A 23,161-nucleotide genomic window follows, 5' to 3' on the forward strand; every position below is an offset into this window, starting at 1 on the left:
GCTCGTCACCATCTACTCTCCCCAGTCCTCCTCGAGTTCGGGCGCCTCTTCCAGCACGACGGGGTCCAGCGAGATAACCTCGAGCTCGGTCCCGGTGACCGGGCTATCGATGATCTCGCCGACCTCGACGTCGGCCGGCAGCTCGATCTCTTCGCCCGTGATCGGGTCTTCGGCGAACAGTGGGTCGGTGTCAGTCGTCATCGTACGTTCTACTCCACGCCCGACCGGGTTAAACCCTTCGAACTCATATTATTACTTACACTACGTAAAGTAGTCTCTAACGGTGCAAAAGCGCCCTAAACCGCCAATGCGAAATCTGATATAAGATTTCAGTTATGTATTGTCCCCGAACGGGGACGGCGGTCGGCCCGGGACCGAGCCGACCGTTTTCGGGATCGGTCGCCGTGGTCGGTCCGTGTGGCACCCGCCGGGGACGGCTCCCCACGCTCCCACGTCGCGGTCGTCGGCGCGGTCACACATACTTCTCCACCTCCGCATCGAGATCGTCGGCCGCGGCCGCCAGCGCCTCGCGCCGGTCCGCGAGACCGGCTTGGTCGGCATCGAGTCGCCCATCGAGCGTGGCGAGCTCGTCGCTCACCGCCTCAGGGGCGGGGCCGCCGACGGAGTCGCGGCTCGCGACGCTGGCGGTCGGGTCGAGTGCACGTTCCACGTCCGCACGGGTCACGTGCTCGAAGAGGGACTCACCGGATACCTCTCGTGCGGCGTCGTCAACTTTTGCGGCCGCCGTTTCCGGGTCGTCGCCGTCCGCTATCGACGTGGCGGCAGTCGCGACGATCTCGTGTGCCGTCCGGAACGGGAGGCCGCTCATCGCGAGCAGGTCGGCGATCCCCGTCGCCGTCGAGAACCCGTCGCCCGCGGCGTCCGCGAGCGTCGTCTCGTCCCACTCGGCGGTCGCGACCGCGCCCGCGACGACTTCCGTCGCGTCGCTCACGGAATCGACCGCGGTCCACGCGTGCGGCGTCGCCTCCTGTAAGTCGAGGTTGTACGCGCGTGGTAACCCCTTCAGTGTCGTCAGCAATCCGGTCAGCTCTCCAGTCGCGGTGCCGGCCGTGGCACGGACCAGCTCGACCGGGTCCGGGTTCTTCTTTTGCGGCATGATCGAAGACGTCGACGAGTAGTCGTCCGACAGCTCCAAGAACCCCTTGTTCGCGTAGACGATCAGGTCTTCCGCGATCCCCGAGAGCGTCGTCGCGTGCGTGGCGAGGGCCGCCGTCGTCTCGGCGAGAAAGTCCCGGCCGGCCGAGGCGTCCATCGAGTTGCGGACGACCCCGTCGAACCCGAGCAGCTCGGCAGTGCGGTCGCGATCGATATCGAACGGCGTCCCCGCGAACGCGGCCGCGCCGAGCGGTGACCGATTCGTCCGCTCGTACGCGCCGAGCAGGCGTTCCGTGTCGCGGGCGATCGCCCCCTCATAAGAGAGCAGGTAGTGAGCGACGGTCGTCGGCTGGGCCGGCTGGAGGTGGGTGTAGCCGGGCATCACGGCTCCCGTGTGCTCACCGGCGACCGACAGCAGCGCCTCGCGCAGCGTCAGCGTCGCCGCGACCGCGTCCAGCACGTCCCCGCGCAGCCGATACCGGATACAAGTCGCTACTTCGTCGTTCCGCGAGCGGGCGGTGTGCATGCGCCCGCCGTCCGGGCCGACGCGGTCGATAACTGCGGTCTCGATCGCCTCGTGGACGTCCTCGCCGTCCGGAAGCGCGCCGTGACCGGCAGCCTCCACGTCGTCGAGCGCGGCGAGGATCTCGCCCGCAATCGCGTCGTCGACGATCCCCTGCTCGGCGAGCATCACTACGTGCGCGCGGTCCACCGCGAGGTCGGCCGCGAAGATTCGCTCGTCAGCGTCGAGGCTCGACATGAACTCGCGGGCGGGGCCGCCGCTGAAGCGACCGCGGCGGACGGCCGTACCGGGATCGTCGCTGGTCATGTGGTTACTCGCTCGTTTCGTTCGTCGCGTCGTCGGCTCCGGTACCCCCGTCCGTCGTCAGCTCGGGCCGCTCGACGTTCGCTTTCACGTCGTTGGCGAGACGCTCTTGGAGCCCGTGGTACTTCGCGACGCCCGTGGCGTCCGACTGGGCGATGCCGGCGACGTCCTCGGTGTTGAACGAGGCCATCTCCTCGGAGTACACCGCGTACTCGGAGTCGCGAGCGACGACGCGGCAGTTGCCGCCGGAGACCTTCACCGTGGCCGTGCCCGTCACCACGTCCTGCGTCTCGTCGACGAAGGCGTCGAGCGCGTCGACGACGGGCGCGAACACCAACCCTTGGTACGCCTTCTCGGACCACTCCTGTTCGATCCCCTTCTTGAACGAGCGCTCGTTTTTCGTCAACACGAGGTCCTCGAGCGCCCCGTGTGCCGTGAGCAGCACCGTCGCGGCCGGGTGCTCGTAGTTCTCGCGCACCTTCAGCCCGAGCATGCGGTCCTCCATCACGTCGGTGCGGCCGATCCCGTAGCCGCCGGCGTACTCGTTGAGGTACTGGATGAGCGGGACGGGGTCCATCGCCTCGCCGTCGACGGCGACGGGGACGCCCTCCTCGAACTCGATCTCGATGGTGGTCTCCCCCTCCGGCTCGGCGGTCCACTCGTAGATGTCCTCGGGCGGCTCGTAGTTCGGGTTCTCCAGCTTCCCGCCCTCGACCGCGCGCGACCAGATGTTCTCGTCGATCGACCAGACGCCACCGTCGCCCGCCTCGACGGGCAGCTCCTTCTCGGCGGCGTACTCGATCTCCCACTCCCGCGTCAACCCGAGCTCGCGGACAGGGGCGATCACTTCGAGATCGGAACCACGCCAGACCGCCTCAAACCGGAGCTGGTCGTTCCCCTTGCCCGTACAGCCGTGTGCGATCGCGTCACACCCCTCGTCCTCGGCGACGCCGAGGATCGCCTCCGCGATGACGGGGCGCGCGAGAGCCGTCCCGAGCGGGTAGCCCTGATACGTCGCGTTGGCCTTTACGGCGTCGAAACACAGGTCCGCGAACTCCGCTTTCGCGTCGACGACGTGGAGATCGAGCCCCAGCGCCTCGGCGGTCTCCTCCGCCTCGTCGAACTCCTCGGTCGGCTGTCCGACGTCGACGTTGACGCCGATCACCTCGTCGTAGCCGTACTCCTCTTTCAGTAGTGGTACACAAACCGTGGTGTCGAGCCCCCCGCTGAACGCGAGTGCAACGCTTGCCATTACGAGAGTACAGTACGCTTACGACCTTAAATTCGTCGATCTAGTAATTGAAAAGAATTGGCAGAGACGACGCTACCGACGGACACAGCAGTGACTCTACGGAACGAAACGGCGCGAACGCGACGAGGGAAGTGAAGTTAGTGGCCTCGAGGGGCCGGTCGTCGCGCCGCGCCGGAAACCGGTCGCGGTCGGACGCCTCGTCGCGGTCGCGGGGCTCGTCGGCCTCGGAAGAGCGTGGCCGCCGGACGAGCCGCCGCGGTCATTACGAACACATAACTGATCAGTCGTATAAAAACGTTCCGTCACACGCCTTCCCGTGTCACGGTTTCGAACCCGATCGCGCCGCCGGCCGCCGATCCGGCCGGCCGGCAAGCGCACGGGCCTGTCCGGGCGTTCGGGATACGACCAGGGCGGTCAGAGCACCGCTCGATACGCTTCGAGTGTCCGCTCGACGTCCGCCTCGGTGTGCGCGTACGAGGTGAACTGACACTCGAACTGGTTGGCGGTCAGGAACACGCCCTCGTCTTTCATCCCCTGCCAGAACACGCGCTCCCACCGATCCGTCTCCGCGGCGGCGACGTCGGCCCCCGTCTTGGGGCACGACTCGTACCGCGAACACGACGGGTCCTGCCGGCAGCCGCTCATACAACAGTCGGCGTCGTCGTCGGGGGCCTCCCGGGTGAACACGGTCTTGAACATCGAGTCGGTCCCGACGACGGTGTACTCCGGAGCGCGGTCGGCGCAGATCTCCGTGATCCCCTCACGGAGCTGCCGCCCGAGCCGGTTCACGTGCTCGTACACGTCGTTCTCGGCGGCGTACTCCAGGTACGCCTTTCCGGCCGCCATCGTGACCGGGTGTCCGGAGAACGTGCCGGACTGGAACACGTCACCCGCGGGCGTGAACTCCTCGACTATCTCCGCACGGCCGCCGATCGCGCCCACCGGGAACCCGCCGCCGATGATCTTGCCGAACGTCGTCACGTCCGGCGTGACGCCGAACTTCGACTGTGCACAGCCGAGCCCCCCCACCCGAAACCCGGTGATCACCTCGTCGAATATCAGCAGGGACCCGTGGTCGTCACACAGCTCCCGCAACGTCCCGTGGTAGCCGTCGATGGGCATCACGATGCCGGTGTTCGCGAGGATCGGCTCCACGAGCACCGCGGCGATGTCGTCGCCGTGTTCCGCGAACACCGCCTTCGCCGCCTCCGGGTCGTTGAACGGGATCGGTAGGGTGTGTTCGGCGAACGACTCGGGGATCCCCTTCGTCGACGGGTGGTGGCTCTCGGGCGTCCCTTCCACGAGCGTCGACTCCTGTGCACCGTGGTAGCCGCCCTGCATGATCACGACCTTGTCGCGGTCCGTGTACCCGCGCGCCAGTCGGACCGCCGACACCGTCGCTTCCGTCCCCGAGTTGACGAACCGGATCGACTCGACGCTCGGGACGTGCCGCGCCACGAACTCCGCGTGTTCGACCTCGATCTCCGTTGGCGCGCCGTACATCGGGCCCGCGGCCGCGTGCGACTGGACCGCCGCCGAGACGGGATCGGGCATCTCGTGGCCGTACAACAGCGGGCCGTACCCCATCACCCAGTCGATGTATCGGTTACCGTCCGCGTCGATCACGTGGCCGCCGTCGCCCCGCTCGATGAAGAACGGGTGCGGCATCGTCGCACGGACCGAGGAGTTGACTCCGCCCGGCATGACCGACAGCGCCCGGTCGTACAGCTCACGGGAGCGTTCGTGATCCATGTGCGTCGGTTGCGTCGCCGGAATAATAGTCGTTGGCAACCCGGTCGCCCGGGCGGTTCGACGCCGATCGCGAGCGTCGTTCAGTTCGCGTTATTCGGTTCGCGTTATTCGGTTCGCGTCGATCCCCCCGATCACGCGGGCAGTGGATTCGACCGTGTTTCAGACCGCCTCCGGCCCGGTCGCCCCGGTCCGCACCTGCATGGCGTCCTCGACCGGGAGGATGAACACCTTTCCGTCGCCCGGCTCGCCGGTCTTGGCGGCGTCGGCGATCGCCTCGGCGACCTCGTCGGCCGGGATGTCGGCGACCACGACCTCGACTTTCACTTTCTGGTGGAGGTCGACCGTGAACTCCTCGCCGCGCCACTGCCCCTTCTTCGCGGGCTGGCTCCCGCGACCGGAGACGTTCGTCACGGTGAGCGAGGGCGCGTTGATCTCCGCGAGCGCCTGTTTGATCGCTCCGAGCTTGTCCGGACGGACGACCGCGGTGACCATCTTGATCTCGGAGCCGGCTTCCTCGCCGCCGTCGGCGCGCGGGGAGCCCTCGGTGGTGTCGACGACGGAGGAGCCGCCGTCGGTCGCGACGCTCGGCTTGCCGAACTCGGGGTACGTATCGACGCCGTGTTCGCTGACGTCAAGCCCGTCGCGTTCGTGTTCAGGAGTGACGCGGGCCTGCCCGACGGCCTTGAACGCCCCGAAGACGGCCCCCGTCGCGAGCACCGTCCACGCGGTGATGACGACGACCCCGATGACTTGCGAGACGAGGAGGTCCATGGAGAAGCCGTTGACGTGGACGAACGGAAGCGCCAAGACGCCGATGACGCCCGCGGAGCCGTGGACCGGGAACACCGCACAGACGTCGTCGATCTTCATTTTGTCGGAGACGAACTCGAAGACGAGGGGGAGCTGGAGGCCGCAGATCAGCGCGACCAGGATGGCGCCCCACCAGGTGACGAGGTCGGCGATACCGGTGACCGCGACGAGCCCGGCGAGGAGCCCGTTCGCGACGTACAGCGTGTCGACCTTCTTCGTGAGGTACAGCGACCCGATCGCCGCCCCGATGGCGCCGGCGGCCATCCCGACCGTCGTCGCCATCGCGACGCGACCGACCACCGCGAAGCCGTCGAGCGTGAGCGCGCCGTCCTCGACCGCGAAGACGGTCGCGGTCGTCCCGACGTTAAACCCGTACCAGCCGAACGCCAGCACGAGCGTTCCGAGCACCGCGAACGTCATCGAGTGTCCGGGAATGACGTTCGTTGAACCGTCCTCGGCGTAGCGGTCCATGCGCGGCCCGAGCATGTACGCCGCCGTCAGGCCGGCGATACCGCCGACACCGTGAACGATCATGCCGCCGGCGAAGTCCGTGAAGCCGAGGTCGGCGAGGAACCCGCCGCCCCAGGTGATCCCCGCGACGACCGGGTAGATGATCGCCGAGATGGCGATCACGTACGCGACGTATGCACGAAGCTTCGCACGGCCGGCGACCGCACCGGAGACGATGGTCGCTGCCGTCATCGCGAAGACGGCACCGAACAACCAGCCGATCCAGCCGGCGTCAGACGCCGTCAGGGCGGCCGTGAGTGCATCGACGGAGACGCCGCCGCCCCCAATGATCCCCTCGATACCGAAGCCGATCAGGAAGTAGACGATGATCCCGACACCCCACGTCAGTAAGTTCTTCGTCAGCTGGTTCGCGACGTTCTTCGCACGCACCTGCCCTGCCTCCAGCATCGCGAAGCCAGCGTGCATGAAGAAGATGAGGAAACAGACCACGGCGACCCACATCAGGTTGATCCCCTCCACGAGGACGCTCGGGTCCACCGTCGCCAGTACGCCGGTCGTCACGACCACACCACCTCAACTGAACGCATGTCTTCTAGACAGCCAGTTTCGCTCGTGTTCATGTGTTGAATCACGTATCGACTGCGGGGAATACGAATATATAAACGTTCGAGTTGGGTTTCACAACAAAGAGACCTAATAATACTGAACTCGTCCAATATAAGGATGGATGGATGGTATATAAGGTCGTTCTCCCGACGACGATCCGGCAATAGTTGCGATAAAACCGGACGAACGTGTTGTTGTCTTCCCGTCAATTACTGCCAGACTACTCGATATCGGCCCGCTCGACTCCGGGCGCGCCGATTACTGGCGAAAATTGCAATCGGCGGTGCGTCCGATATCGCGTACACGGTTCGAAACCGGCGATATCGGGTGTCTCAAGCGATATCGGCGGAAATTGACGTTCGTAAAGCGTTTCTCACGACGCGTCGCTCGTTCCGCGATCCCGACTACTCCGGTTTCAGGCCGGCACCCTCGACACGCATCACGGCCTCGCCGTCGGCGAGGTTCGGCGCGTCGACGAGACGGACGATCCGCTTGTTCCCCTTCGATTTCCGGAGATACATCCGGAACGTGGAGGCGTGTCCGAGGATGTTTCCGCCGATCGCTTGTGTCGGGTCGCCGAAGTAGGAGTCAGGGTTCGAGGCGACCTGGTTGGTGACGAGGATGGCGGTGTTGAACAGGTCGCCGATCCGCATCAGGTCGTGGAGGTGTTTGTTCAGCTTCTGTTGGCGGTCGGCGAGCTCGCCACGGCCGACGTACTCCGCGCGGAAGTGGGCGGTGAGCGAGTCCACACAGACGATCCGGATGGGCCACTCGCTCTCCTCGTGTTCGCCCGCGAGCTCCTTCGCCTTCTCCGCTAAGAGGATCTGGTGGTTGGAGTTGAACGCTTTCGCGACGTGGATCTGGTCGAGGAACGCGGCGACCAGCTCCTCCATCGCCTCCTCGTCGCTCGGTGTCCCCTCGATCTCGCGCCGCTCCATCTCGTCGGCGAGGATCTCGTCATCGAGGCCGCGGACCATGTCGTCGATCCGCTCCGGCCGGAACGTGTCCTCGGAGTCGACGAAGATACAGCCGCCTTCGAGGCCGCCGTTTTCCTTCGAGAGCTGGACGTTGACGGCCATCTGGTGGGTCACCTGCGACTTCCCTGACCCGAACTCGCCGTACACCTCGGTGATCGACTGGGTCTCGATACCCCCGCCGAGGAGGTCGTCGACCTCGTCGATCTGCCAGGAGAGCTTGCCGATCTCCTGACGGCGTTCGAGCACGGTCGCGCCGGTTTCGAAGCCGCCGACGTCGGCGGCGTCACGGGCGGCGTTGATGATGTCGGCGGCCGAGGACTCGCCGATGTCGGCCGTGTTCGACATCTCGCCGGGGCTCGCGACGGCGATCGACTGGTAGCTCTCGAATCCGTTTTCGACGAGTTTGTCCGCGGTCGCGGGGCCGACTCCGGGAAGGTCCTCGAGTTCGTCTTCTGGCATGTACACGACCGTTGTTCCCCTTCGGATATAAAGCCTGGTTAACACCCTAGTGAAAGTAAAAATTCACCCGTCGACGTCCTCGATTGGCTCGTCTTCGTTCATAAGGCACCACACCGGTTCCGCCGATCGGTCTCGGCGCGAAACTGAAGACGGGAAGAGCCAAGGCGACGGGAATCCGCGGAGCGACGGTAATCCGCGGAACGACGGGAAGAGGCGAGGCAACGGGGAGACGCGAAGCGACGGCTAGACACGGAACCGAACGACGGTCGGGACCCGAAACCGGACGACGAGTCGGTACCCGTTCCAAACGGTCGGCCTCCTTCGACGCGGGGACCGTCCCGCGATCAGAAGCCTACGCGGCGAACGTACGACAGCTCCCGGATCTCGACGAGCAGCTCCCCGGAGAGGTCCGCGTCGGTGATCACGTACAGTTTGGGGTCGTCGGTGAACTCCGGGTCCTCGCTCAACACTTGGCGGATCGAGACGCCGTGGTCCGCAAGGATCCCCGTCACCTCGGCGACGATCCCGGCCTCCCCGGCGGACGCCACCTCGATCGTGAGGACGGTCAGATCGAGGACGGGAGCCAGATCCATCAGGCTCGGCACCGAAGAGATGTTGGTGAAGATCCGTTTCAGTTCGGGGTCGGCGAGGATCGCGTCCGTCGTCGAGTCGACGACGCGCCGATCGACGTCGAGCTCGCGGGCGATCCCGGTGTACGGGATCTCGATCCCGCCCGAAACGACCCGTCCCTCCTCGTTGACGGAGAATCCGCGCTCCAAGAACAGTCTGATGACGGCCTGCTGGCTTGGTGATCCTTCGAACTTCTCTAGGATCTCGTCGAACATTCGTTGCTACTCGTCTACGCCGTGACCGGTTAAAAAGCGGGGTGACGGACCGGCGTGTACGGCGGCGCTCAGTTCGCGACCGCGGCGTAGACGCCGCCGAGGACGACGCCGTAGACGACGTGGCCAACGAGGCTTTCGACGCCGATGTTCGGGAGCGGTGGCGCGCCGCCGAACCCGACTGCGCCCAGCCAGATCGGCATCACGACCACCGCGAGCGCGACCCAGACGAGGAGGCCGTAGCCCGCGCCGACGCCGAGGCTCGTTCCGATCGACTCGCTCACGTCCGGCTTCAGGCCCGCGATCGCCGCGAACCCGAGCCCGATGACCGCGCCGTGGGACATGTGGATCGCCCACCCGATAGCGCCGGCGGGACCCTCGATCCCGTACATCGCCGGGATCCCCATCTCCAGTACGGGCGGTGTCATCACCGACATCATCGCACCGAACACGAGTCCCCCGACCAGTCCGCCGGCGACGCCGGCCTGCCAGTCGCCCGTTTCCGTCGATACGTTCGCTGCCGTCGCGGTTTCGGTTGCCATAACGGCTGGGAGCTCGCCGGGTCGGCATGAATACCTACCTCGGTCGTGCGCTGGTAACACCGGTGTCACCAGAGTTTATATACTCTAAATTTCAAATCAAAGGGATTAGTCGCGAGAACATGGCACACGGACGCCGGACGCGCTCTCCTCGTCCGGGACGGCCGCCTGTAACCCGAACCAGTGTTGCACGGTTCCGTCGGCGTCCGAAACGGGAACGATCGAGACCCGATTGACGAACGGGGTGCCGTCGGCACGGTAATTATATAGTTCGACCGTGACGCTGCTCCAGCCGCGGATCGCTTCCCGAAGCGTCCCGACCGGATCGGGATCGGTTCGAGAGCCCTGTAGTCGCCGGAGGTTCCCGCCCCGCAACTCCGACAAGGAGTAGCCGGTGAGCCGGCACGTGGCGCGGTTCGCGTATACCACCGGATTGTCCTGGTACGCCGGGCCGGTGAGTACGACCCCGATCGGCGCGGCCTCCAGCGTCCAGGCACGCCACACGAGTTCCCGGTCGCGAACCGACATGCCCGTGACGCCCCCTTTCGGATCGAACGTGTCCGGTGTCGTGGTGAGCTGTTCCGTGCCGAATCCGTGTTCCGTCCCGAGCCGGTCGACCGTCTCACGAAACGACCCGACGTCCGCGGTGAGTGTCGTTTCGAGCGCCGCACGTAACTCCGGTCGAGGCCCAGGGGAGTCGTCCACGGGACTCCTTGGAGCTGACATCGTATAACCGGACGTGTTCTCGTCTCCCGCTCGCCCATAGTCGGCGACGGAGTCCATCGCGTTCCGCCACGGTCAGGCGACGAGACTCGGGTCGGAGCCGTCGTCCCGGCGACCGAGGCCGACCCCAGCGACGAGGAGGGCCGCCACGTTCCACTTCCGCCGAGGTACCCGACTCCTTTTGAGCGGTGACGACGAACCGGAACCCGTGTCAGAGTCGTCGCATCTTCGGTTCTTCCCGTACGAGGAGCCGTACCCGAACCAGCGCGAGGCGATGGACCGCATCGCCAACGCCCTGGACCGGGGCCAGGACGTGCTGTTCGAGGGCGCGCCCGGGACGGGGAAGACCCTCTCGGCGCTCGTGCCGGCGCTCGATCACGCGCGCGAACACGATCGGACGGTCGTCATCACGACGAACGTCCACCAGCAGATGCGACAGTTCGTCGAGGACGCGCGGGCGATCACCCGCACCGAGCCGATCCGCGCGGTCGTGTTCAAAGGGAAGTCGTCGATGTGTCACATCGACGTCGACTATCAGGAGTGTCAGACACTCCGCGATACGACCCGTGACCTCGTCGAGACCGAACGTGATGTCGCCGAGCTGGAAGCGCGCCAGCGCGAGCTGCTCGCGGAGAGTCGCGAGGGCGATGCGGGGGCTGCGGAGGCCCGCGAAGCGATCATGGAGGAGCTCGACGACGTCGAGGGCGAGCTCGACGAGTTCGAGACGGCGAACGTGTGTGAGCACTATCACAACAACCTCACCCGCGACACCGACGAGTTCTTCGGGTGGCTGTTCGAGGACGTCCGCACGCCCGACGACGTGTACGCGTACGCCGACGAGCGCGACCTCTGTGGGTACGAGCTGTTGAAAGAGGGGATGGAGGGCGTCGACTTGGTCGTCTGTAACTACCATCATCTCCTCGACCCGAACATCCGCGAGCAGTTCTTCCGCTGGATCGACCGTGATCCCGCCGACATCGTCACGGTGTTCGACGAGGCGCACAACGTCGAGGACGCCGCCCGCGAGCACGCGACTCGAACGCTCACGGAGAACACGCTCGACTCGGCGGTTGAAGAGCTCGCCGACAGCGACGACTCCCGCGCGGCAGCCGCCGAGAACGTGCTCACCGCGTTCCGGGACGCGCTCGTCGACACGTACGACGACGCCCTCGGTTTCGGCGCGCGCGAAGGGGTCGGAGAGAACTGGGAGGACGTCTCCGTCGCCAACGACAACCGCCGCGACGATCTCACCATGGCGTTCCTCGACCGGTACGCGGGGCGGGGGATCGATACCGAGACCGAGCTCGCCGTCCAGCTCGGAGGGGCGCTCGACGAGGAGTACGAACGACAGTACCGTGAGGGCGAGACGACGAGCCGAAAGGAGTCGGCCACCCTCCAGGCGGCCCGGTTCGTCGCGACGTGGATGGAGGAAGGGACCGCACTCGGCCAGTACCCGGTCGTCTCGGTGCGCCGCGACGCCGGGACGGACGAGGTGTACGGCCGCGCGGAGCTGTACACCTGTATCCCGCGGTCGGTCACGTCGGCGCTGTTCGACGAGGTCGCGGCTTCAGTCCTGATGAGCGCGACGCTCCGCCCGTTCGACGTGACGGAGGACGTGCTCGGACTGGAGGACGTCGCCACGCTCGCGTACGGGATGGCGTACCCCGAGAGGAACCGACGGACGTTCGCGGTCGATATCCCGCCGCTGTTCGCGTCCGAACGTAACGACCCCGAGACGCAGGAAGCGGTCGCCGGCCTGTTACGCGACGCGATCCGGTTCACCCCGGGGAACACGCTCGCCTTCTTTCCGTCGTACGGCGAGGCGGAGCGGTACTACGAACGACTCGGCGGCGATTCCGGGGTCGCCGACGCGGATCTCGGATCGCTGTTTCTCGACGGCTCGGGCACGGACGAGGAGCGGCTTCGACGGGAGTTCGTCGCGAGCGAGAACGGGACGCTGTTCACCTCGCTGTGGGGGACGCTCGCGGAGGGCGTGAGCTTCGACGCCGACGACGCCCGGACGGTCGTCGTCGTCGGCGTGCCGTATCCGCACCTCTCGGACCGGATGGAAGCGGTCCAGGAGGCGTACGACCGGGCGTTCGCCGACCGCGACCGCGCCCGCGATCCGGGATGGGCGTACGCCGTCGAGATCCCTACGATCCGGAAGACCCGCCAGGCAGTCGGCCGCGTTGTCCGCGGCCCCGACGATTTCGGCGTCCGGATCCTCGCTGATCGCCGATACACGACCGCGGATATGGGGAAATACTCCGTCCGGGGCGCGTTCCCGCCCGAGGAGCGCGAGGAGCTACTCGACGTCGACCCGGAGAAGCTGAAGTTCGCCATGCTGAACTTCTACGGCGACCACGACGCCTACGACGGTGATCCGCCGACGCCGTGAGTCGTGACCGGCGATTCCGAAACCCGCGGTCGCCGTACCTCGTCGTGGGCGGGGCAACCGCCGGAACGACGGTTATCCCGGCCTGGTCGCGAGTAGGAGCGTGATCCCGCCAAGGACGACGCCGAGGAGCACGGTCACGACGACGTGGACGGCTGTCACGGCGGCGAGTACTCGACGACTCTCGATCTCATAGCTCCAGCGGAACATCGCGGCGTCGATCGCGAGCGCGACCGGAACCGTCACCGCGGTCGGGATGGCGAACGCGCCGCCGACGACCCCGACGACCGCCGGTAGCGGCCCGACGTACAGCGCCCGTCGCGGATCGGCCCCATCGAGGACGTTGCGGGCGGCGAGGTGTGCGGTGAGCGAGAGGAACAGCGCGAACAGGACGGTCGTTCCCAACACCGCCGTCGGCGTCGCCGTCTGTGCGGTCACCACGGACATACCGGTGGTACGTGCCACGACCTAAAAGGGACCGCGGGATCGGTCCGGTCCGGCTACGGCCGTCCGACGGGACTCATGGCGTTCGCTGGGTCGGGCGGGGTTCGTCTGGACGTGGCGTTCGCTGTGTGTTCGGCGTCGATCGCGCCCGCGAGTCAGGCCAGTAAGCCGAGTCCGTCCAGTTCTTCGACGATGACGTCCACCGCCTCGCGGGCGTCGTCGGGGTCGGTACCGCCGGTGATCACGAGCTTCCCGCTGCCGAACAGCAGCGCGACCACGTCCGGATCGTCGATCCGGTACACGAGCCCGGGGAACTGCTCGGGCTCGTACTCGATGTGTTCCAGTCCGAGTCCGATCGCGATCGCGTTGAGGTTGAGGCTCTCGCCGAGGTCGGCCGACGTGACGATGTTCTGGACCGTGATCTCGGGGTCATCGTCGATCGGGATCTGTAGCGCCCGGAGCTTCTCGAAGACGATCCCGAGGCTCTCGTGAACCGCCTCGGTGGAGTTCGCGCCGGTACAGACGATCTTCCCGGATCGAAAGATCAGCGCCGCGGACTTCGGCTCCGCGGTCCGGTAGACGAGTCCCGGGAACTGTTCGGGGTCGTAGTCGGCCCCCTCGAGGTCCATCGCGACGCTTTGGAGATCGAGCTCCTGTCCGATCCCGGTCGAGGCAACGACGTTCTCTATCGAGATCGTATCCTTCGGATCGGCCATCACTACATAAATACTGATTTAAAAGAGTAAAAAGGTTGTCGGCACCGATCCGACCGTCCCGTCTCACGGGGTCCCGCCGTGTTCCGTCGCTCGGATCCGCTACGCTCATGCGGCGGGCGGCCGGACGGAGTCCCGTGTACTGGCTCGAACTGGCCGGCGAAACCGACGCGTTCGCCGCCTACGAGGCGTCGACCGCCGCGACCGGTGTCGAACTGCTCGCTCCGGGGGTCGCGCGTGCCGGGAGCGTCGCGACCGGTGTCGTCGACCTCGCGTACACCCGTGCAGCCCACGAGGCCGTCGCCCGAACCGACGCCGACCTCGCGAGCGCGGTCGCGGCCCTGCGAGCGGCCCCGATCGACCGCGAGGGGAGCGTGGCGGTCCGCGCCCGTAACGTTCGGAACACGACGACCGTCTCGACCGCCGAGGCGGAGCGTGCGCTCGGGGGCGTCCTCGTCGACCGCGGGTTCGACGTCGATCTCGACGACCCCGATCACGTCCTACGCGCGCTGTTCGCCGAGGGGCGTCGGCCGGACCACGACGCGGTCGCCGGCGCGGACGGTGAAGACGGGGCCGTGTGCGCGCTGGGATGGGTCGATCGGGAAGCCCGTCGCGAGTTCGCCCCGGACCCGACCGACCGCCCGTTCTTCCAGCCGGGGAGTATGGCGCCCGCGGACGCGAGAGCGTACGTCAACCTCGCGGGCGCGGCCCCGGGTCGGGTGCTGCTCGACCCGATGTGTGGCACCGGCGGGCTCCCGCTCGAAGCCGGCTTGGTCGGCAGCGACGTCATCGCCTGTGACGCACAGGAGAAAATGGTCCGCGGGACCCGCGAGAACCTTCGCGAGTACGTTCCCAGCCCCGACCCGACCTGGGAGGTCGCCCGCGGCGACGCGACCGACCTGCCCCTCGTCGACGACGCAGTCGACGGCGTCGTCTTCGACGCCCCGTACGGCCGACAGTCCAAGGTCGCCGGACACGCCCTCGCCGACCTCGTCGGCGGCGCGCTCGCGGAGGCCGCCCGGGTCGCCCCGCGCGCCGTGCTGATCGCCGACCGCGACTGGCGCGCCCCCGCCCGCGAGGCCGGGTGGCGGGTTGACGCCGCCTTCGAACGCCGCGTCCACCGATCGCTCACCAGACACGTGCTCGTGGTACGCCGGACGGGGGACAGGAGGGATGACACCGGCGGAACCGACGCTCTCGGCGATAGACAGGCACCGCCAGGACCGACCCGGTAGTGAAACCGGAGCGCACTTCATACCGCATCCTGACGGGAGTACCGGCTGTTTTCACTTCCGCCGAGGGCGCGGGCAACGGTTAAGTGGACGGCGCGAGGTGGTTCCTCCATGCCCGGGGACGCCGACGACGACATGCTCTCGTGGGACGAGTCGGTGTTCCGCGACGAGTCGGTGTTCGAGATCGACTACGTCCCCGAGACGTTCCGCCACCGCGAGAGCCAGTTAGAGAGCCTGAAGTACGCCCTGCGCCCGGCCGTCCGTGGATCCAGACCGCTGAACACGGTCGTTCGCGGCCCGCCGGGGACCGGGAAGACCACCGCGGTCCAGAAGCTGTTCTCGGAGCTGCGCGCCCGCACCGAGGTGCGGACGGTCCAGGTGAACTGTCAGGTCGACTCGACGCGATACGCGGTGTTCTCCCGGCTATTCGAGGGGATATTCGAGTACGAGCCGCCCTCGTCCGGGATCTCATTTAAGAAGTTGTTCGGTCAGATCACGGACCGACTCGTCGAGGAGGACGAAGTACTCGTCGTCGCGCTGGACGACGTGAACTACCTCTTCTACGAGAACGAGGCGTCGGACTCGCTGTACTCGCTGTTGCGTGCCCACGAGGCCCACTCGGGGGCGAAGATCGGGGTGATCGTGGTCTCCTCGGACCTCTCGCTCGACGTGATAGACGACCTCGACACCCGAGTCCAGTCGGTCTTTCGGCCCGAGGAGGTGTACTTCCCGGTGTACGACGCCACGGAGATATACGACATCCTCGGCGAGCGCGCGAAACGCGGCTTCCACGAGGGCGTGATCGGCGACGCCGAGCTGGAGCGCGTCGCCGACCTCACCGCGGACAGTGGCGACCTCCGCGTCGGGATCGATCTCCTTCGGCGGGCCGGACTCAACGCCGAGATGCGCGCCTCGCGGACGATCACCACCGACGACGTCGAAGACGCCTACGACAAGTCCAAACACGTCCACCTCTCGCGGTCGCTTCGCGGCCTTTCGGAGTCGGAACAGGCCCTCGTCAGGGTGCTCGCCGCGAACGACGGCGAGCGCGCGGGCCCGGTGTACGAGGCGTTCCACGAGGAGACCGACCTCGGCTACACCCGCTACTCCGAGATCATCAACAAGCTGGACCAGCTGGGCGTCATCGACGCCGAGTATGCGGACGTCGAGGGGCGTGGTCGATCCCGGGAGCTCTCCCTGGCGTACGACGCCGACGCCGTCCTCGATCGGCTGGAGTGAGCGGGCGGTCGTCGGGGACGGAGTCGCTCGTCCGATCGATCCCGTTTGTGGACCGTACGACGCCTTTTCAACCCCGCCGCTCACACCCGTACGCATGAAGACGAGCGGCGGCAGCGACGCGGCGAAGCGACGAGCCGGCGAGTCGGCGGCCGACGCGGTCGCCGACGGCGAGGTTGTCGGGCTCGGAACGGGGTCGACGGCGGCCCACGCGATCCGGGAGATCGGGGACCGGATCGACGCCGGGCTCGATGTTCGCGGCGTGGCGACGTCGTTCGCGAGCCGCGAGCTCGCGCTCGACGCAGGGATCCCCCTCCTCGACCTCGACGAGGTGGTCGGCCCGGACGCCCCCGGGATCGACGTCGCCGTCGACGGGGCGGACCGGGTCGCCGGCGGCGATCTCATAAAGGGTGGCGGGGCCGCACACGCCCGCGAGAAGATCGTCGACGCGGCCGCCGATCGGTTCCTCGTCGTCGCCGACCCCTCGAAGCTGTCGGCGACTCTCGACCGTCCCGTTCCAGTCGAATTGCTCCCCGCCGCGCGCTCGCCCGTGGCGGCGGCGGTACGGGAGCTGGGCGGCGACCCGGTGCTCCGTCGCGCCAAGCGGAAGGACGGCCCGGTCGTCACCGATAACGGGAACCTCGTCCTCGACTGCGACTTCGGGGAGATCGACGACCCAGAGCGGCTCGCGACGGCGCTGTCGACGAGCCCGGGCGTCGTCGAACACGGGCTGTTCGTCGACCTCGCCGACGAGATCCACATCGGGACGGCCGACGGGATCCGGATCGAACGCCCGTGATCCGAACCGGACGCTCACGACTCACATCAGCCGTCTTCGGGCCTCCGTCGCTCGTGCGACGTGGCGGCCGCTCGCCGGGGAGCGCGTCGAAATAAAACGGCAGGACTGAGCGCCTTACAGGTCGCGCGGCTGGACCGTCTTCCGGTCGTTAGCCTCGGCGCGGCGTGCGGCGTCTTCGAGCAGCTCGTCCACTTCGTCGTCCAGCGCGTCGTAGAAGTCCGAAGCGACGTTCTTGTCGTCCAGCGCTTCCTTGACTGCCGCTTTGACAATGAGGTCTGCCATGCGATCGGCAGTATCCCGCGATAGTTAATAAGAGTTCCTGAATTCCCCCGCGAGGGACGCCGTGCTGGCGGTTCACGGGGGTCTCCTCTCGGCGCTGTATTTAAGTCTTTTGTCGGTACCCTCCCGATCCGGTCGGTCGGCGGCGCGGATCGACGGCTACGAACCCCTGCGGCACGGACGGATCGGTATGCGAGAGGAGCGATCCGGCGCGCGCGACACACTCGAATCGCTCGCGGCCGGCGAGATCGACGTCGATGAGGCGGAGTCCCGGTTAGCGGGCTACGTGACCACGGAGTCCGGGCGGTTCGACGCCGATCGCGAGCGTCGCCGCGGGATCCCGGAGGCGGTGCTGGCGGAGGGAAAACGACCCGCGGAGGTGGCGTCGCTGGCGACGACCGCCCTCGAAACCACCGGGCGTGCGCTCGTGACGCGGACGAGCCCCGAGCACGCCGCTGCGGTTCAGGACGCGCTCGCCGACGCCGCCCCGGACGCGACCGTCGAGACGGACGAAACCACCCGGACTGTAGTCGCGCACGCGGCGGGATTCGAGCCGCCCGCGCTCGACGCCACGGTCGCGGTCGTCGCCGCCGGAACCGCCGACGCGCCGGTAGCGGGCGAGGCGGCCCTCGTCGCTCGCGAGGTCGGCGCGTCGGTCGACCGGATCGCGGACGTGGGTGTAGCCAACCTCGACCGGCTGCTCGACCAGATCGATAGGATCCGCGAGGCGGACGTGATCGTCGTCGCGGCCGGCCGTGAGGGGGCGCTCCCCACTGTCGTCGCGGGGTTAGTCGCCGCGCCCGTGATCGCGGTTCCGGTGTCGACGGGGTACGGCGAGGGTGGCGCGGGCGCGGCGGCGCTGTCGGGTGCGCTCCAGTCGTGTACCGTCCTCACGACCGTGAACGTCGACGCCGGCTTCGTCGCCGGCGCACAGGCGGGGTTGATCGCCCGCACGATAGACGGGGCATGACCGGCAGCGCGACCGATCACCACGTCTACGTGCTCGAGTGTGCGGACGGCACCTTTTATACGGGGTACACCACGGACGTCGACCGACGGGTCGCGGAACACGACGCGGGCGAGGGGGCGAAATACACTCGCGGGCGAACCCCCGTGACGCTGCGACACGTCGAGTCGTTCGACTCGCGGTCGGCGGCGATGTCCCGCGAGCACGCGATCAAGTCGCTATCGCGACGGGAGAAGGAACGCCTGGTCGGCGAGGAGTAGGAGGGCGACTGCGGTCACTCCACCAGCCGCTCGATCTCGGTGACGAGGATGCCGCTCGCACCGACCGTTTTCAGCTCCGTGATCGTCGCGAACACGTCGCGCTCTTCGACGACCGCGTGGACCGCGACCATCCCGTTGCCGTTCTCGTCGGCCTCGACGTCCATCACCGTCGGGCCGCCGAGCCCGGGGATCACGTCTTTCACCTCGTCGAGCCGCTCCTTGGGGGCGTTCATCATCAGGTAACGCCGACCGTCGGCGGCGAGCACGGATTCGAAGGCGGTCAGCACCTGCTCGACTTTGGGGTCGTCGACGACGTCGGGGCGCGCGAACAGCCGGACTGAGGAGTCGAGCACGTCGTCGATCACGGCGAGGCGGTTCACCTTCAGGGTCGTCCCCGTCGAGGTGATATCGACGATGGCGTCGGCCATGTCGACGTGCGGGGTAAGCTCGGTCGCGCCCGTCACGGTGACCACGTCGGCGTCGACGCCCACGCGGTCGAGGTAGTTTCGGGTGACGTTCGGGAACTCGGTGGCGATCGTCTTGCCGACGAGGTCGTCGACGGTCGAGATGTCGCCGTCCTCCGGCGCGGCGAGGACGAGCTTGCAGGAGCCGTAGTCCAGATCGAGCAGGTCGACGAGGTCGTCGTCGCCCGCCTCGCTCGCGGACGAGACGACGCCGCCGGACTCCGCGGCCTGGTCGAGCCCGGTGACGCCGAGGTCGGCCGCGCCGTCACGGACGTACTCAGGGATGTCAGCCGCGCGCGCGAAAAGGACCGAGACGTCGGGGTCGACGGTGTCGGCGTACAGCTGGCGGTCGGCGGTCTCCTCGACGTGGAGCCCGGCTCGTTCCAGAAGCGAGAGTGTCGGCTCGTGTAGGCGGCCCTTGTTGGGGACGGCGATGCGCATGTGCGGGAAGTCGCGGGGAGGCGGGGAAACGTTTTCGTCCGGGGAGCGGTGACGAGCGTCGTCGCGAGATCGCTTATAAACGATCGATGCGGTGGCGCGTGCCGACGAGCGCCCTTCGGGGGCGAGTCGCACGCGCGAGGGACGCGGCGACCGAAGGGAGCCGCGAGGTTGGGGAGGCGTGAGGCTGTGCGGTGCGGTTGCGGTCGGGTGGGACTCAAAGGGGCATCCTCGCGGCTGGGGCTTTGGAGGCATTCACCGTCGATCCAACGTCATCAGTTTATAAGTGAACGACTGACACTTTTGAGGGTCCACCTCAACGACCGGTAGACACACTCTCGACCGTGCCAAACCTCTTTCTGACCACCCAGTACGCGACGGGGAGACAGCCGGCGAACGCGACCGGCCAGGTGGTCAACTGCGAGGCCGGATCCGGCGGCGACACGAGACTCCCGACGACCAGTCCGCCGAGACCGGCGACGACGACGACGGCGGCGGCTCGCTCCCACCGAGACGGCGGGTACTCGCGGGACCGTCCGCGACGCCACCACAGCAGGTAGTAGAACAACATGATTCCCGAGAGGGGCGCAAGAACGCCCCAAACGGCCGGATAGTCGCTCCCGCGTGCGTGGGCGTCGAAGTTGACCCAGACGCCGGACGCGAGCCAGACGAACAGGACGAGGGCGGCGCCGAACGCGACGGCCGGTGTGAGGAGGGACACGGATGTGCGTTCAGCCCGATCGGTAATCGGTCTTCCCCCGTCGGGAGAAAGCGGAACCGTCCGCGCGAGACCGATCTCGCCGCAGTCACCAACGTAGCCGCGCCGCTCAAGTGTCTCCGCCGCCAACGACGCGTATCGTGAGCGACGCCGACTCCCCCCTCTCGGAGGACCGTCCGACCGTCGACCGACCGCTCCGCGTCGACGCCCCGTTCGAGCCTGCGGGCGACCAGCCGGAGGCGATCGAGGGCCTGGTCGAGGAGTTCGAGTCGGGCGCGGACAAACAGACGCTACTCGGCGTGACGGGGTCCGGAAAGACGAACACCGTCTCGTGGGTCGCCGAGGAGCTCGACCAGCCGACGCTCGTGTTGGCGCACAACAAGACGCTCGCGGCCCAACTGTACGAGGAGTTCCGGGAGCTCTTTCCGGACAACGCGGTCGAGTACTTCGTCTCCTACTACGACTACTACCAGCCGGAGGCGTACGTCGAGCAGACGGACACGTTCATCGACAAGGAGATGTCGATAAACGAGGAGATCGACCGCCTGCGCCACTCCGCGACGCGCTCGCTTCTCACCCGCGACGACGTGATCGTGGTCGCCTCGGTCTCCGCGATCTACGGGCTCGGCGACCCGGCCAACTACCGGGAGATGGCGCTCCGCCTAGAGGTCGGCGAGGCGGTCGGCCGCGAGGAGCTGCTCGCCCGGCTCGTCGACCTGAACTACGAGCGCAACGACGTGGACTTCACGCAGGGTACGTTCCGCGTGCGCGGCGACACCGTCGAGATCTATCCGATGTACGGCCGGTACGCGGTTCGGGTGGAGCTGTGGGGCGACGAGATCGACCGGATGCGGAAGGTGGACCCGATGAAAGGCGAGGTCGTAAGCGACGAGCCCGCGGTCATGCTCCATCCCGCCGAGCACTACTCGATCCCCGACGAGAAGCTGGAGCAGGCGATCGCTGAGATCGAGGACCTGATGGAAAAACGCGTCAGGTACTTCGAGCGACAGGGGGACCTCGTCGCGGCTCAGCGTATCGAGGAACGGACGACGTTCGACATCGAGATGCTCCGGGAGGCGGGCTACTGCTCCGGGATCGAGAACTACTCCGTCCACATGGATGACCGCGAGTCGGGCGACGCGCCGTACACCCTCCTCGACTACTTCCCCGACGACTTCCTCACCGTCGTCGACGAGTCCCACCAGACGATCCCCCAGATAAAAGGCCAGTACGAGGGCGATAAATCGCGGAAGGACTCGCTCGTCGAGAACGGGTTCCGGCTCCCCACCGCGTACGACAACCGGCCCCTCACCTTCGAGGAGTTCGAGGAGAAGACGGATCGTACCCTCTACGTCTCCGCGACACCCGGCGACTACGAGCGCGAGACCTCGGACCGGATCGTCGAACAGATCGTCCGGCCGACCCACCTCGTCGACCCGAAGGTGGAGGTTCGGGAGGCGACCGGGCAGGTGGAGGACCTCCTCGATCGCGTCGACGAGCGGATCGAGCGCGACGAGCGCGTCCTCGTCACCACGCTCACGAAACGGATGGCCGAGGACCTCACGGAGTACTTCGAGGAGGCCGGCGTCGACGTCGCGTACATGCACGACGAGACGGACACCTTGGAGCGCCACGAGATCATCCGCGATCTCCGACTCGGCAACATCGACGTGCTCGTCGGGATCAACCTCCTTCGCGAGGGGCTCGACATCCCGGAGGTGAGCCTCGTGGCTATCCTCGATGCCGATCAGGAGGGGTTCCTCCGCTCCACGACGACGCTCGTGCAGACGATGGGGCGGGCCGCCCGCAACGTCAACGGCGAGGTCGTCCTCTACGCCGACCGGACCACCGACTCGATGGAGGCCGCGATCGAGGAGACCCAGCGCCGCCGCGAGATCCAGTTGGCGTACAACGAAGAGCACGGGTACGAGGCGAAAACCATCGACAAACCGGTCGGCGAGACGAACCTCCCCGGGTCGAAGACGGACACCTCCTCGGTCAGCGTCGGCGACGTCGAGAGCGAGGAGGAGGCGGAAGCGCGGATCGAGGCGCTCGAAGACCGGATGAACGAGGCGGCGAGCAACCTCGAGTTCGAGCTGGCCGCCGATATCCGCGACCGGATCGCCGAGCTCCGTCGCGCGTTCGAGCTGGACGGCGACGACGAGGGCGTGCCCGCCCCGATGATCGACGAGTAACCGTCCCGCCCGGCAGTCCTTCCCCTCCCGTTCGCCCTCGACGCCGATTATCAGTCGCGGTTACGGGCCCGGGCGGTTTTTATCGGCAACTGACGGACCGGTACCCATGCGCCGCCGCGCGGTCGTCGCCGGTACGTTCGCCGTCGCGACCGCGGGGTGTACCGATCGGGTCCACGACCTGGCGGCGTCGACGCCGCGGGACCTCGGCGTCCGGAGCCGGTACGTCCCCGAGGACCCGCTCGTCGCCGCCGAGAGCGTTCGGGCTCGCCCCGCGGGGATGGTCACACACGCGGTCTCGATCCGGTCCGCGGGGGAGGCCGGCGGGGTGTTCCGGTCCGACGCCCCGGCGGCACGGTCGTTCGCCGACGGGACCGCGTTCCTCGACGACGGCGGCGAGTCGGTCCTCGTCGTCGCACAGCGTTTGACCGCGCCCGGCGTCGACCTTCGACTCGGATCGGTGAACCGGATCGGGGACCGCTCGCTTCGGGTCGCTGTCGACGAGGTCGGCCACCGGCCGGGCGACGACGACCCGGCGATCCAGACCCTGTTGGTACGCCTGACCGATGCTCGCGGTCCGCCCGCCCGGGTCGTCGTCTCCGTCGAGGGCGACCGCGTCGGTGTCACGATCTGAAAAGGGACTTGTCCTTC

General features: G+C 67.3%; 22 protein-coding genes. 8 read left to right on the plus strand and 14 right to left on the minus strand.

Annotation, left to right across the window (positions count from 1 at the left end; genetic code table 11):
• Positions 1 to 12: 12 nt before the first annotated feature.
• The 9 genes from lysW to ACZ5TV_RS07460 form a co-directional block, all read right to left on the minus strand.
• Positions 13 to 201: a lysine biosynthesis protein LysW gene (gene lysW, locus ACZ5TV_RS07420; protein ID WP_379780636.1), complete on the minus strand. Its 189-nt coding sequence runs from the start codon at positions 199 to 201 to the stop codon at positions 13 to 15.
• 271 nt (positions 202 to 472) lie between these two features.
• On the minus strand, positions 473 to 1,945 hold the full coding sequence (gene argH / locus ACZ5TV_RS07425; RefSeq protein ID WP_464384305.1) for an argininosuccinate lyase: 1,473 nt from the start codon (positions 1,943 to 1,945) through the stop codon (positions 473 to 475).
• 4 nt (positions 1,946 to 1,949) lie between these two features.
• Positions 1,950 to 3,194, minus strand: a complete 1,245-nt coding sequence (locus ACZ5TV_RS07430; RefSeq protein WP_379780038.1) for an argininosuccinate synthase — start codon at positions 3,192 to 3,194, stop codon at positions 1,950 to 1,952.
• Positions 3,195 to 3,608: 414 nt separating this feature from the next.
• On the minus strand, positions 3,609 to 4,946 hold the full coding sequence (gene hemL, locus ACZ5TV_RS07435; protein ID WP_379780040.1) for a glutamate-1-semialdehyde 2,1-aminomutase: 1,338 nt from the start codon (positions 4,944 to 4,946) through the stop codon (positions 3,609 to 3,611).
• 159 nt (positions 4,947 to 5,105) lie between these two features.
• Entirely contained in the window at positions 5,106 to 6,788 is a 1,683-nt protein-coding gene (locus ACZ5TV_RS07440) for an ammonium transporter (RefSeq protein ID WP_379780058.1), read from the minus strand.
• Positions 6,789 to 7,237: 449 nt separating this feature from the next.
• Positions 7,238 to 8,269: a DNA repair and recombination protein RadA gene (gene radA, locus ACZ5TV_RS07445; protein ID WP_379780042.1), complete on the minus strand. Its 1,032-nt coding sequence runs from the start codon at positions 8,267 to 8,269 to the stop codon at positions 7,238 to 7,240.
• A 344-nt stretch (positions 8,270 to 8,613) separates the two neighbouring features.
• Positions 8,614 to 9,114 (minus strand): amino acid-binding protein, encoded by a 501-nt coding sequence (locus ACZ5TV_RS07450; RefSeq protein ID WP_379780044.1) that lies wholly within the window; start codon positions 9,112 to 9,114, stop codon positions 8,614 to 8,616.
• 68 nt (positions 9,115 to 9,182) lie between these two features.
• Positions 9,183 to 9,653, minus strand: a complete 471-nt coding sequence (locus ACZ5TV_RS07455; RefSeq protein WP_379780046.1) for a histidine kinase — start codon at positions 9,651 to 9,653, stop codon at positions 9,183 to 9,185.
• Positions 9,654 to 9,758: 105 nt separating this feature from the next.
• Positions 9,759 to 10,355 (minus strand): PAS domain-containing protein, encoded by a 597-nt coding sequence (locus tag ACZ5TV_RS07460; RefSeq protein ID WP_379780048.1) that lies wholly within the window; start codon positions 10,353 to 10,355, stop codon positions 9,759 to 9,761.
• A 226-nt stretch (positions 10,356 to 10,581) separates the two neighbouring features.
• Between ACZ5TV_RS07460 and ACZ5TV_RS07465 the strand changes: the two genes are divergently transcribed.
• Positions 10,582 to 12,771: an ATP-dependent DNA helicase gene (locus tag ACZ5TV_RS07465; protein ID WP_379780051.1), complete on the plus strand. Its 2,190-nt coding sequence runs from the start codon at positions 10,582 to 10,584 to the stop codon at positions 12,769 to 12,771.
• 72 nt (positions 12,772 to 12,843) lie between these two features.
• Here ACZ5TV_RS07465 and ACZ5TV_RS07470 read toward each other — a convergent pair whose 3' ends face one another.
• Together ACZ5TV_RS07470 and ACZ5TV_RS07475 are read right to left on the minus strand one after the other, a co-directional pair.
• Positions 12,844 to 13,215, minus strand: a complete 372-nt coding sequence (locus ACZ5TV_RS07470; protein ID WP_379780054.1) for a DUF7473 family protein — start codon at positions 13,213 to 13,215, stop codon at positions 12,844 to 12,846.
• 152 nt (positions 13,216 to 13,367) lie between these two features.
• Positions 13,368 to 13,928: a TATA-box-binding protein gene (locus tag ACZ5TV_RS07475; RefSeq protein WP_379780056.1), complete on the minus strand. Its 561-nt coding sequence runs from the start codon at positions 13,926 to 13,928 to the stop codon at positions 13,368 to 13,370.
• A 134-nt stretch (positions 13,929 to 14,062) separates the two neighbouring features.
• Here ACZ5TV_RS07475 and ACZ5TV_RS07480 point away from each other — a divergent pair, with 134 nt between their 5' ends.
• From ACZ5TV_RS07480 to rpiA, 3 genes are all read left to right on the plus strand, one after another.
• Entirely contained in the window at positions 14,063 to 15,160 is a 1,098-nt protein-coding gene (locus ACZ5TV_RS07480) for a methyltransferase domain-containing protein (protein ID WP_464384306.1), read from the plus strand.
• A 108-nt stretch (positions 15,161 to 15,268) separates the two neighbouring features.
• Positions 15,269 to 16,396 (plus strand): ORC1-type DNA replication protein, encoded by a 1,128-nt coding sequence (locus tag ACZ5TV_RS07485; protein ID WP_379783647.1) that lies wholly within the window; start codon positions 15,269 to 15,271, stop codon positions 16,394 to 16,396.
• A 94-nt stretch (positions 16,397 to 16,490) separates the two neighbouring features.
• Positions 16,491 to 17,192, plus strand: coding sequence for a ribose-5-phosphate isomerase RpiA (gene rpiA, locus ACZ5TV_RS07490; protein WP_464384307.1), 702 nt, complete (start codon positions 16,491 to 16,493; stop codon positions 17,190 to 17,192).
• 114 nt (positions 17,193 to 17,306) lie between these two features.
• Here the strand turns inward: rpiA and ACZ5TV_RS07495 are convergent, their stop codons facing one another.
• Complete coding sequence (locus ACZ5TV_RS07495) at positions 17,307 to 17,474, minus strand: DUF1931 family protein (RefSeq protein ID WP_004047560.1); 168 nt, start codon at positions 17,472 to 17,474, stop codon at positions 17,307 to 17,309.
• Positions 17,475 to 17,661: 187 nt separating this feature from the next.
• Here ACZ5TV_RS07495 and larB point away from each other — a divergent pair, with 187 nt between their 5' ends.
• Both larB and ACZ5TV_RS07505 read left to right on the plus strand, forming a co-directional pair.
• Complete coding sequence (gene larB, locus ACZ5TV_RS07500) at positions 17,662 to 18,441, plus strand: nickel pincer cofactor biosynthesis protein LarB (RefSeq protein WP_464384308.1); 780 nt, start codon at positions 17,662 to 17,664, stop codon at positions 18,439 to 18,441.
• The gene (locus ACZ5TV_RS07505) at positions 18,438 to 18,698 is read left to right on the plus strand and encodes a GIY-YIG nuclease family protein (protein WP_379782310.1); all 261 of its coding nucleotides are present in this window, start codon (positions 18,438 to 18,440) and stop codon (positions 18,696 to 18,698) included. Before larB ends, ACZ5TV_RS07505 begins: the two co-directional genes overlap by 4 nt.
• Positions 18,699 to 18,712: 14 nt before the next feature.
• On the opposite strand, the gene hisG is transcribed toward ACZ5TV_RS07505, so the two are convergent.
• Positions 18,713 to 19,603, minus strand: coding sequence for an ATP phosphoribosyltransferase (gene hisG / locus ACZ5TV_RS07510; protein WP_379782308.1), 891 nt, complete (start codon positions 19,601 to 19,603; stop codon positions 18,713 to 18,715).
• 313 nt (positions 19,604 to 19,916) lie between these two features.
• The gene (locus ACZ5TV_RS07515) at positions 19,917 to 20,321 is read right to left on the minus strand and encodes a hypothetical protein (RefSeq protein WP_379782306.1); all 405 of its coding nucleotides are present in this window, start codon (positions 20,319 to 20,321) and stop codon (positions 19,917 to 19,919) included.
• A gap of 137 nt (positions 20,322 to 20,458) precedes the next feature.
• Between ACZ5TV_RS07515 and uvrB the strand changes: the two genes are divergently transcribed.
• Positions 20,459 to 22,513, plus strand: a complete 2,055-nt coding sequence (uvrB, locus tag ACZ5TV_RS07520) for an excinuclease ABC subunit UvrB (protein ID WP_379782304.1) — start codon at positions 20,459 to 20,461, stop codon at positions 22,511 to 22,513.
• 106 nt (positions 22,514 to 22,619) lie between these two features.
• Positions 22,620 to 23,144: a hypothetical protein gene (locus ACZ5TV_RS07525; protein WP_464384309.1), complete on the plus strand. Its 525-nt coding sequence runs from the start codon at positions 22,620 to 22,622 to the stop codon at positions 23,142 to 23,144.
• Positions 23,145 to 23,161 lie beyond the last annotated feature (17 nt).

It is taken from the genome of Halorubrum tibetense, from assembly GCF_055396225.1.

What these genes read in the sequence shown, in the direction of transcription:
- lysW (WP_379780636.1), bottom strand. Translation starts at nt 201, where the DNA reads ATGACGACTGACACCGACCCACTGTTCGCCGAAGACCCGATCACGGGC.
- argH (WP_464384305.1), bottom strand. Translation starts at nt 1,945, where the DNA reads ATGACCAGCGACGATCCCGGTACGGCCGTCCGCCGCGGTCGCTTCAGC.
- ACZ5TV_RS07430 (WP_379780038.1), bottom strand. Translation starts at nt 3,194, where the DNA reads ATGGCAAGCGTTGCACTCGCGTTCAGCGGGGGGCTCGACACCACGGTT.
- hemL (WP_379780040.1), bottom strand. Translation starts at nt 4,946, where the DNA reads ATGGATCACGAACGCTCCCGTGAGCTGTACGACCGGGCGCTGTCGGTC.
- radA (WP_379780042.1), bottom strand. Translation starts at nt 8,269, where the DNA reads ATGCCAGAAGACGAACTCGAGGACCTTCCCGGAGTCGGCCCCGCGACC.
- ACZ5TV_RS07450 (WP_379780044.1), bottom strand. Translation starts at nt 9,114, where the DNA reads ATGTTCGACGAGATCCTAGAGAAGTTCGAAGGATCACCAAGCCAGCAG.
- ACZ5TV_RS07455 (WP_379780046.1), bottom strand. Translation starts at nt 9,653, where the DNA reads ATGGCAACCGAAACCGCGACGGCAGCGAACGTATCGACGGAAACGGGC.
- ACZ5TV_RS07470 (WP_379780054.1), bottom strand. Translation starts at nt 13,215, where the DNA reads ATGTCCGTGGTGACCGCACAGACGGCGACGCCGACGGCGGTGTTGGGA.
- ACZ5TV_RS07475 (WP_379780056.1), bottom strand. Translation starts at nt 13,928, where the DNA reads ATGGCCGATCCGAAGGATACGATCTCGATAGAGAACGTCGTTGCCTCG.
- ACZ5TV_RS07485 (WP_379783647.1), top strand. Translation starts at nt 15,269, where the DNA reads ATGCCCGGGGACGCCGACGACGACATGCTCTCGTGGGACGAGTCGGTG.
- rpiA (WP_464384307.1), top strand. Translation starts at nt 16,491, where the DNA reads ATGAAGACGAGCGGCGGCAGCGACGCGGCGAAGCGACGAGCCGGCGAG.
- ACZ5TV_RS07495 (WP_004047560.1), bottom strand. Translation starts at nt 17,474, where the DNA reads ATGGCAGACCTCATTGTCAAAGCGGCAGTCAAGGAAGCGCTGGACGAC.
- larB (WP_464384308.1), top strand. Translation starts at nt 17,662, where the DNA reads ATGCGAGAGGAGCGATCCGGCGCGCGCGACACACTCGAATCGCTCGCG.
- ACZ5TV_RS07505 (WP_379782310.1), top strand. Translation starts at nt 18,438, where the DNA reads ATGACCGGCAGCGCGACCGATCACCACGTCTACGTGCTCGAGTGTGCG.
- hisG (WP_379782308.1), bottom strand. Translation starts at nt 19,603, where the DNA reads ATGCGCATCGCCGTCCCCAACAAGGGCCGCCTACACGAGCCGACACTC.
- ACZ5TV_RS07525 (WP_464384309.1), top strand. Translation starts at nt 22,620, where the DNA reads ATGCGCCGCCGCGCGGTCGTCGCCGGTACGTTCGCCGTCGCGACCGCG.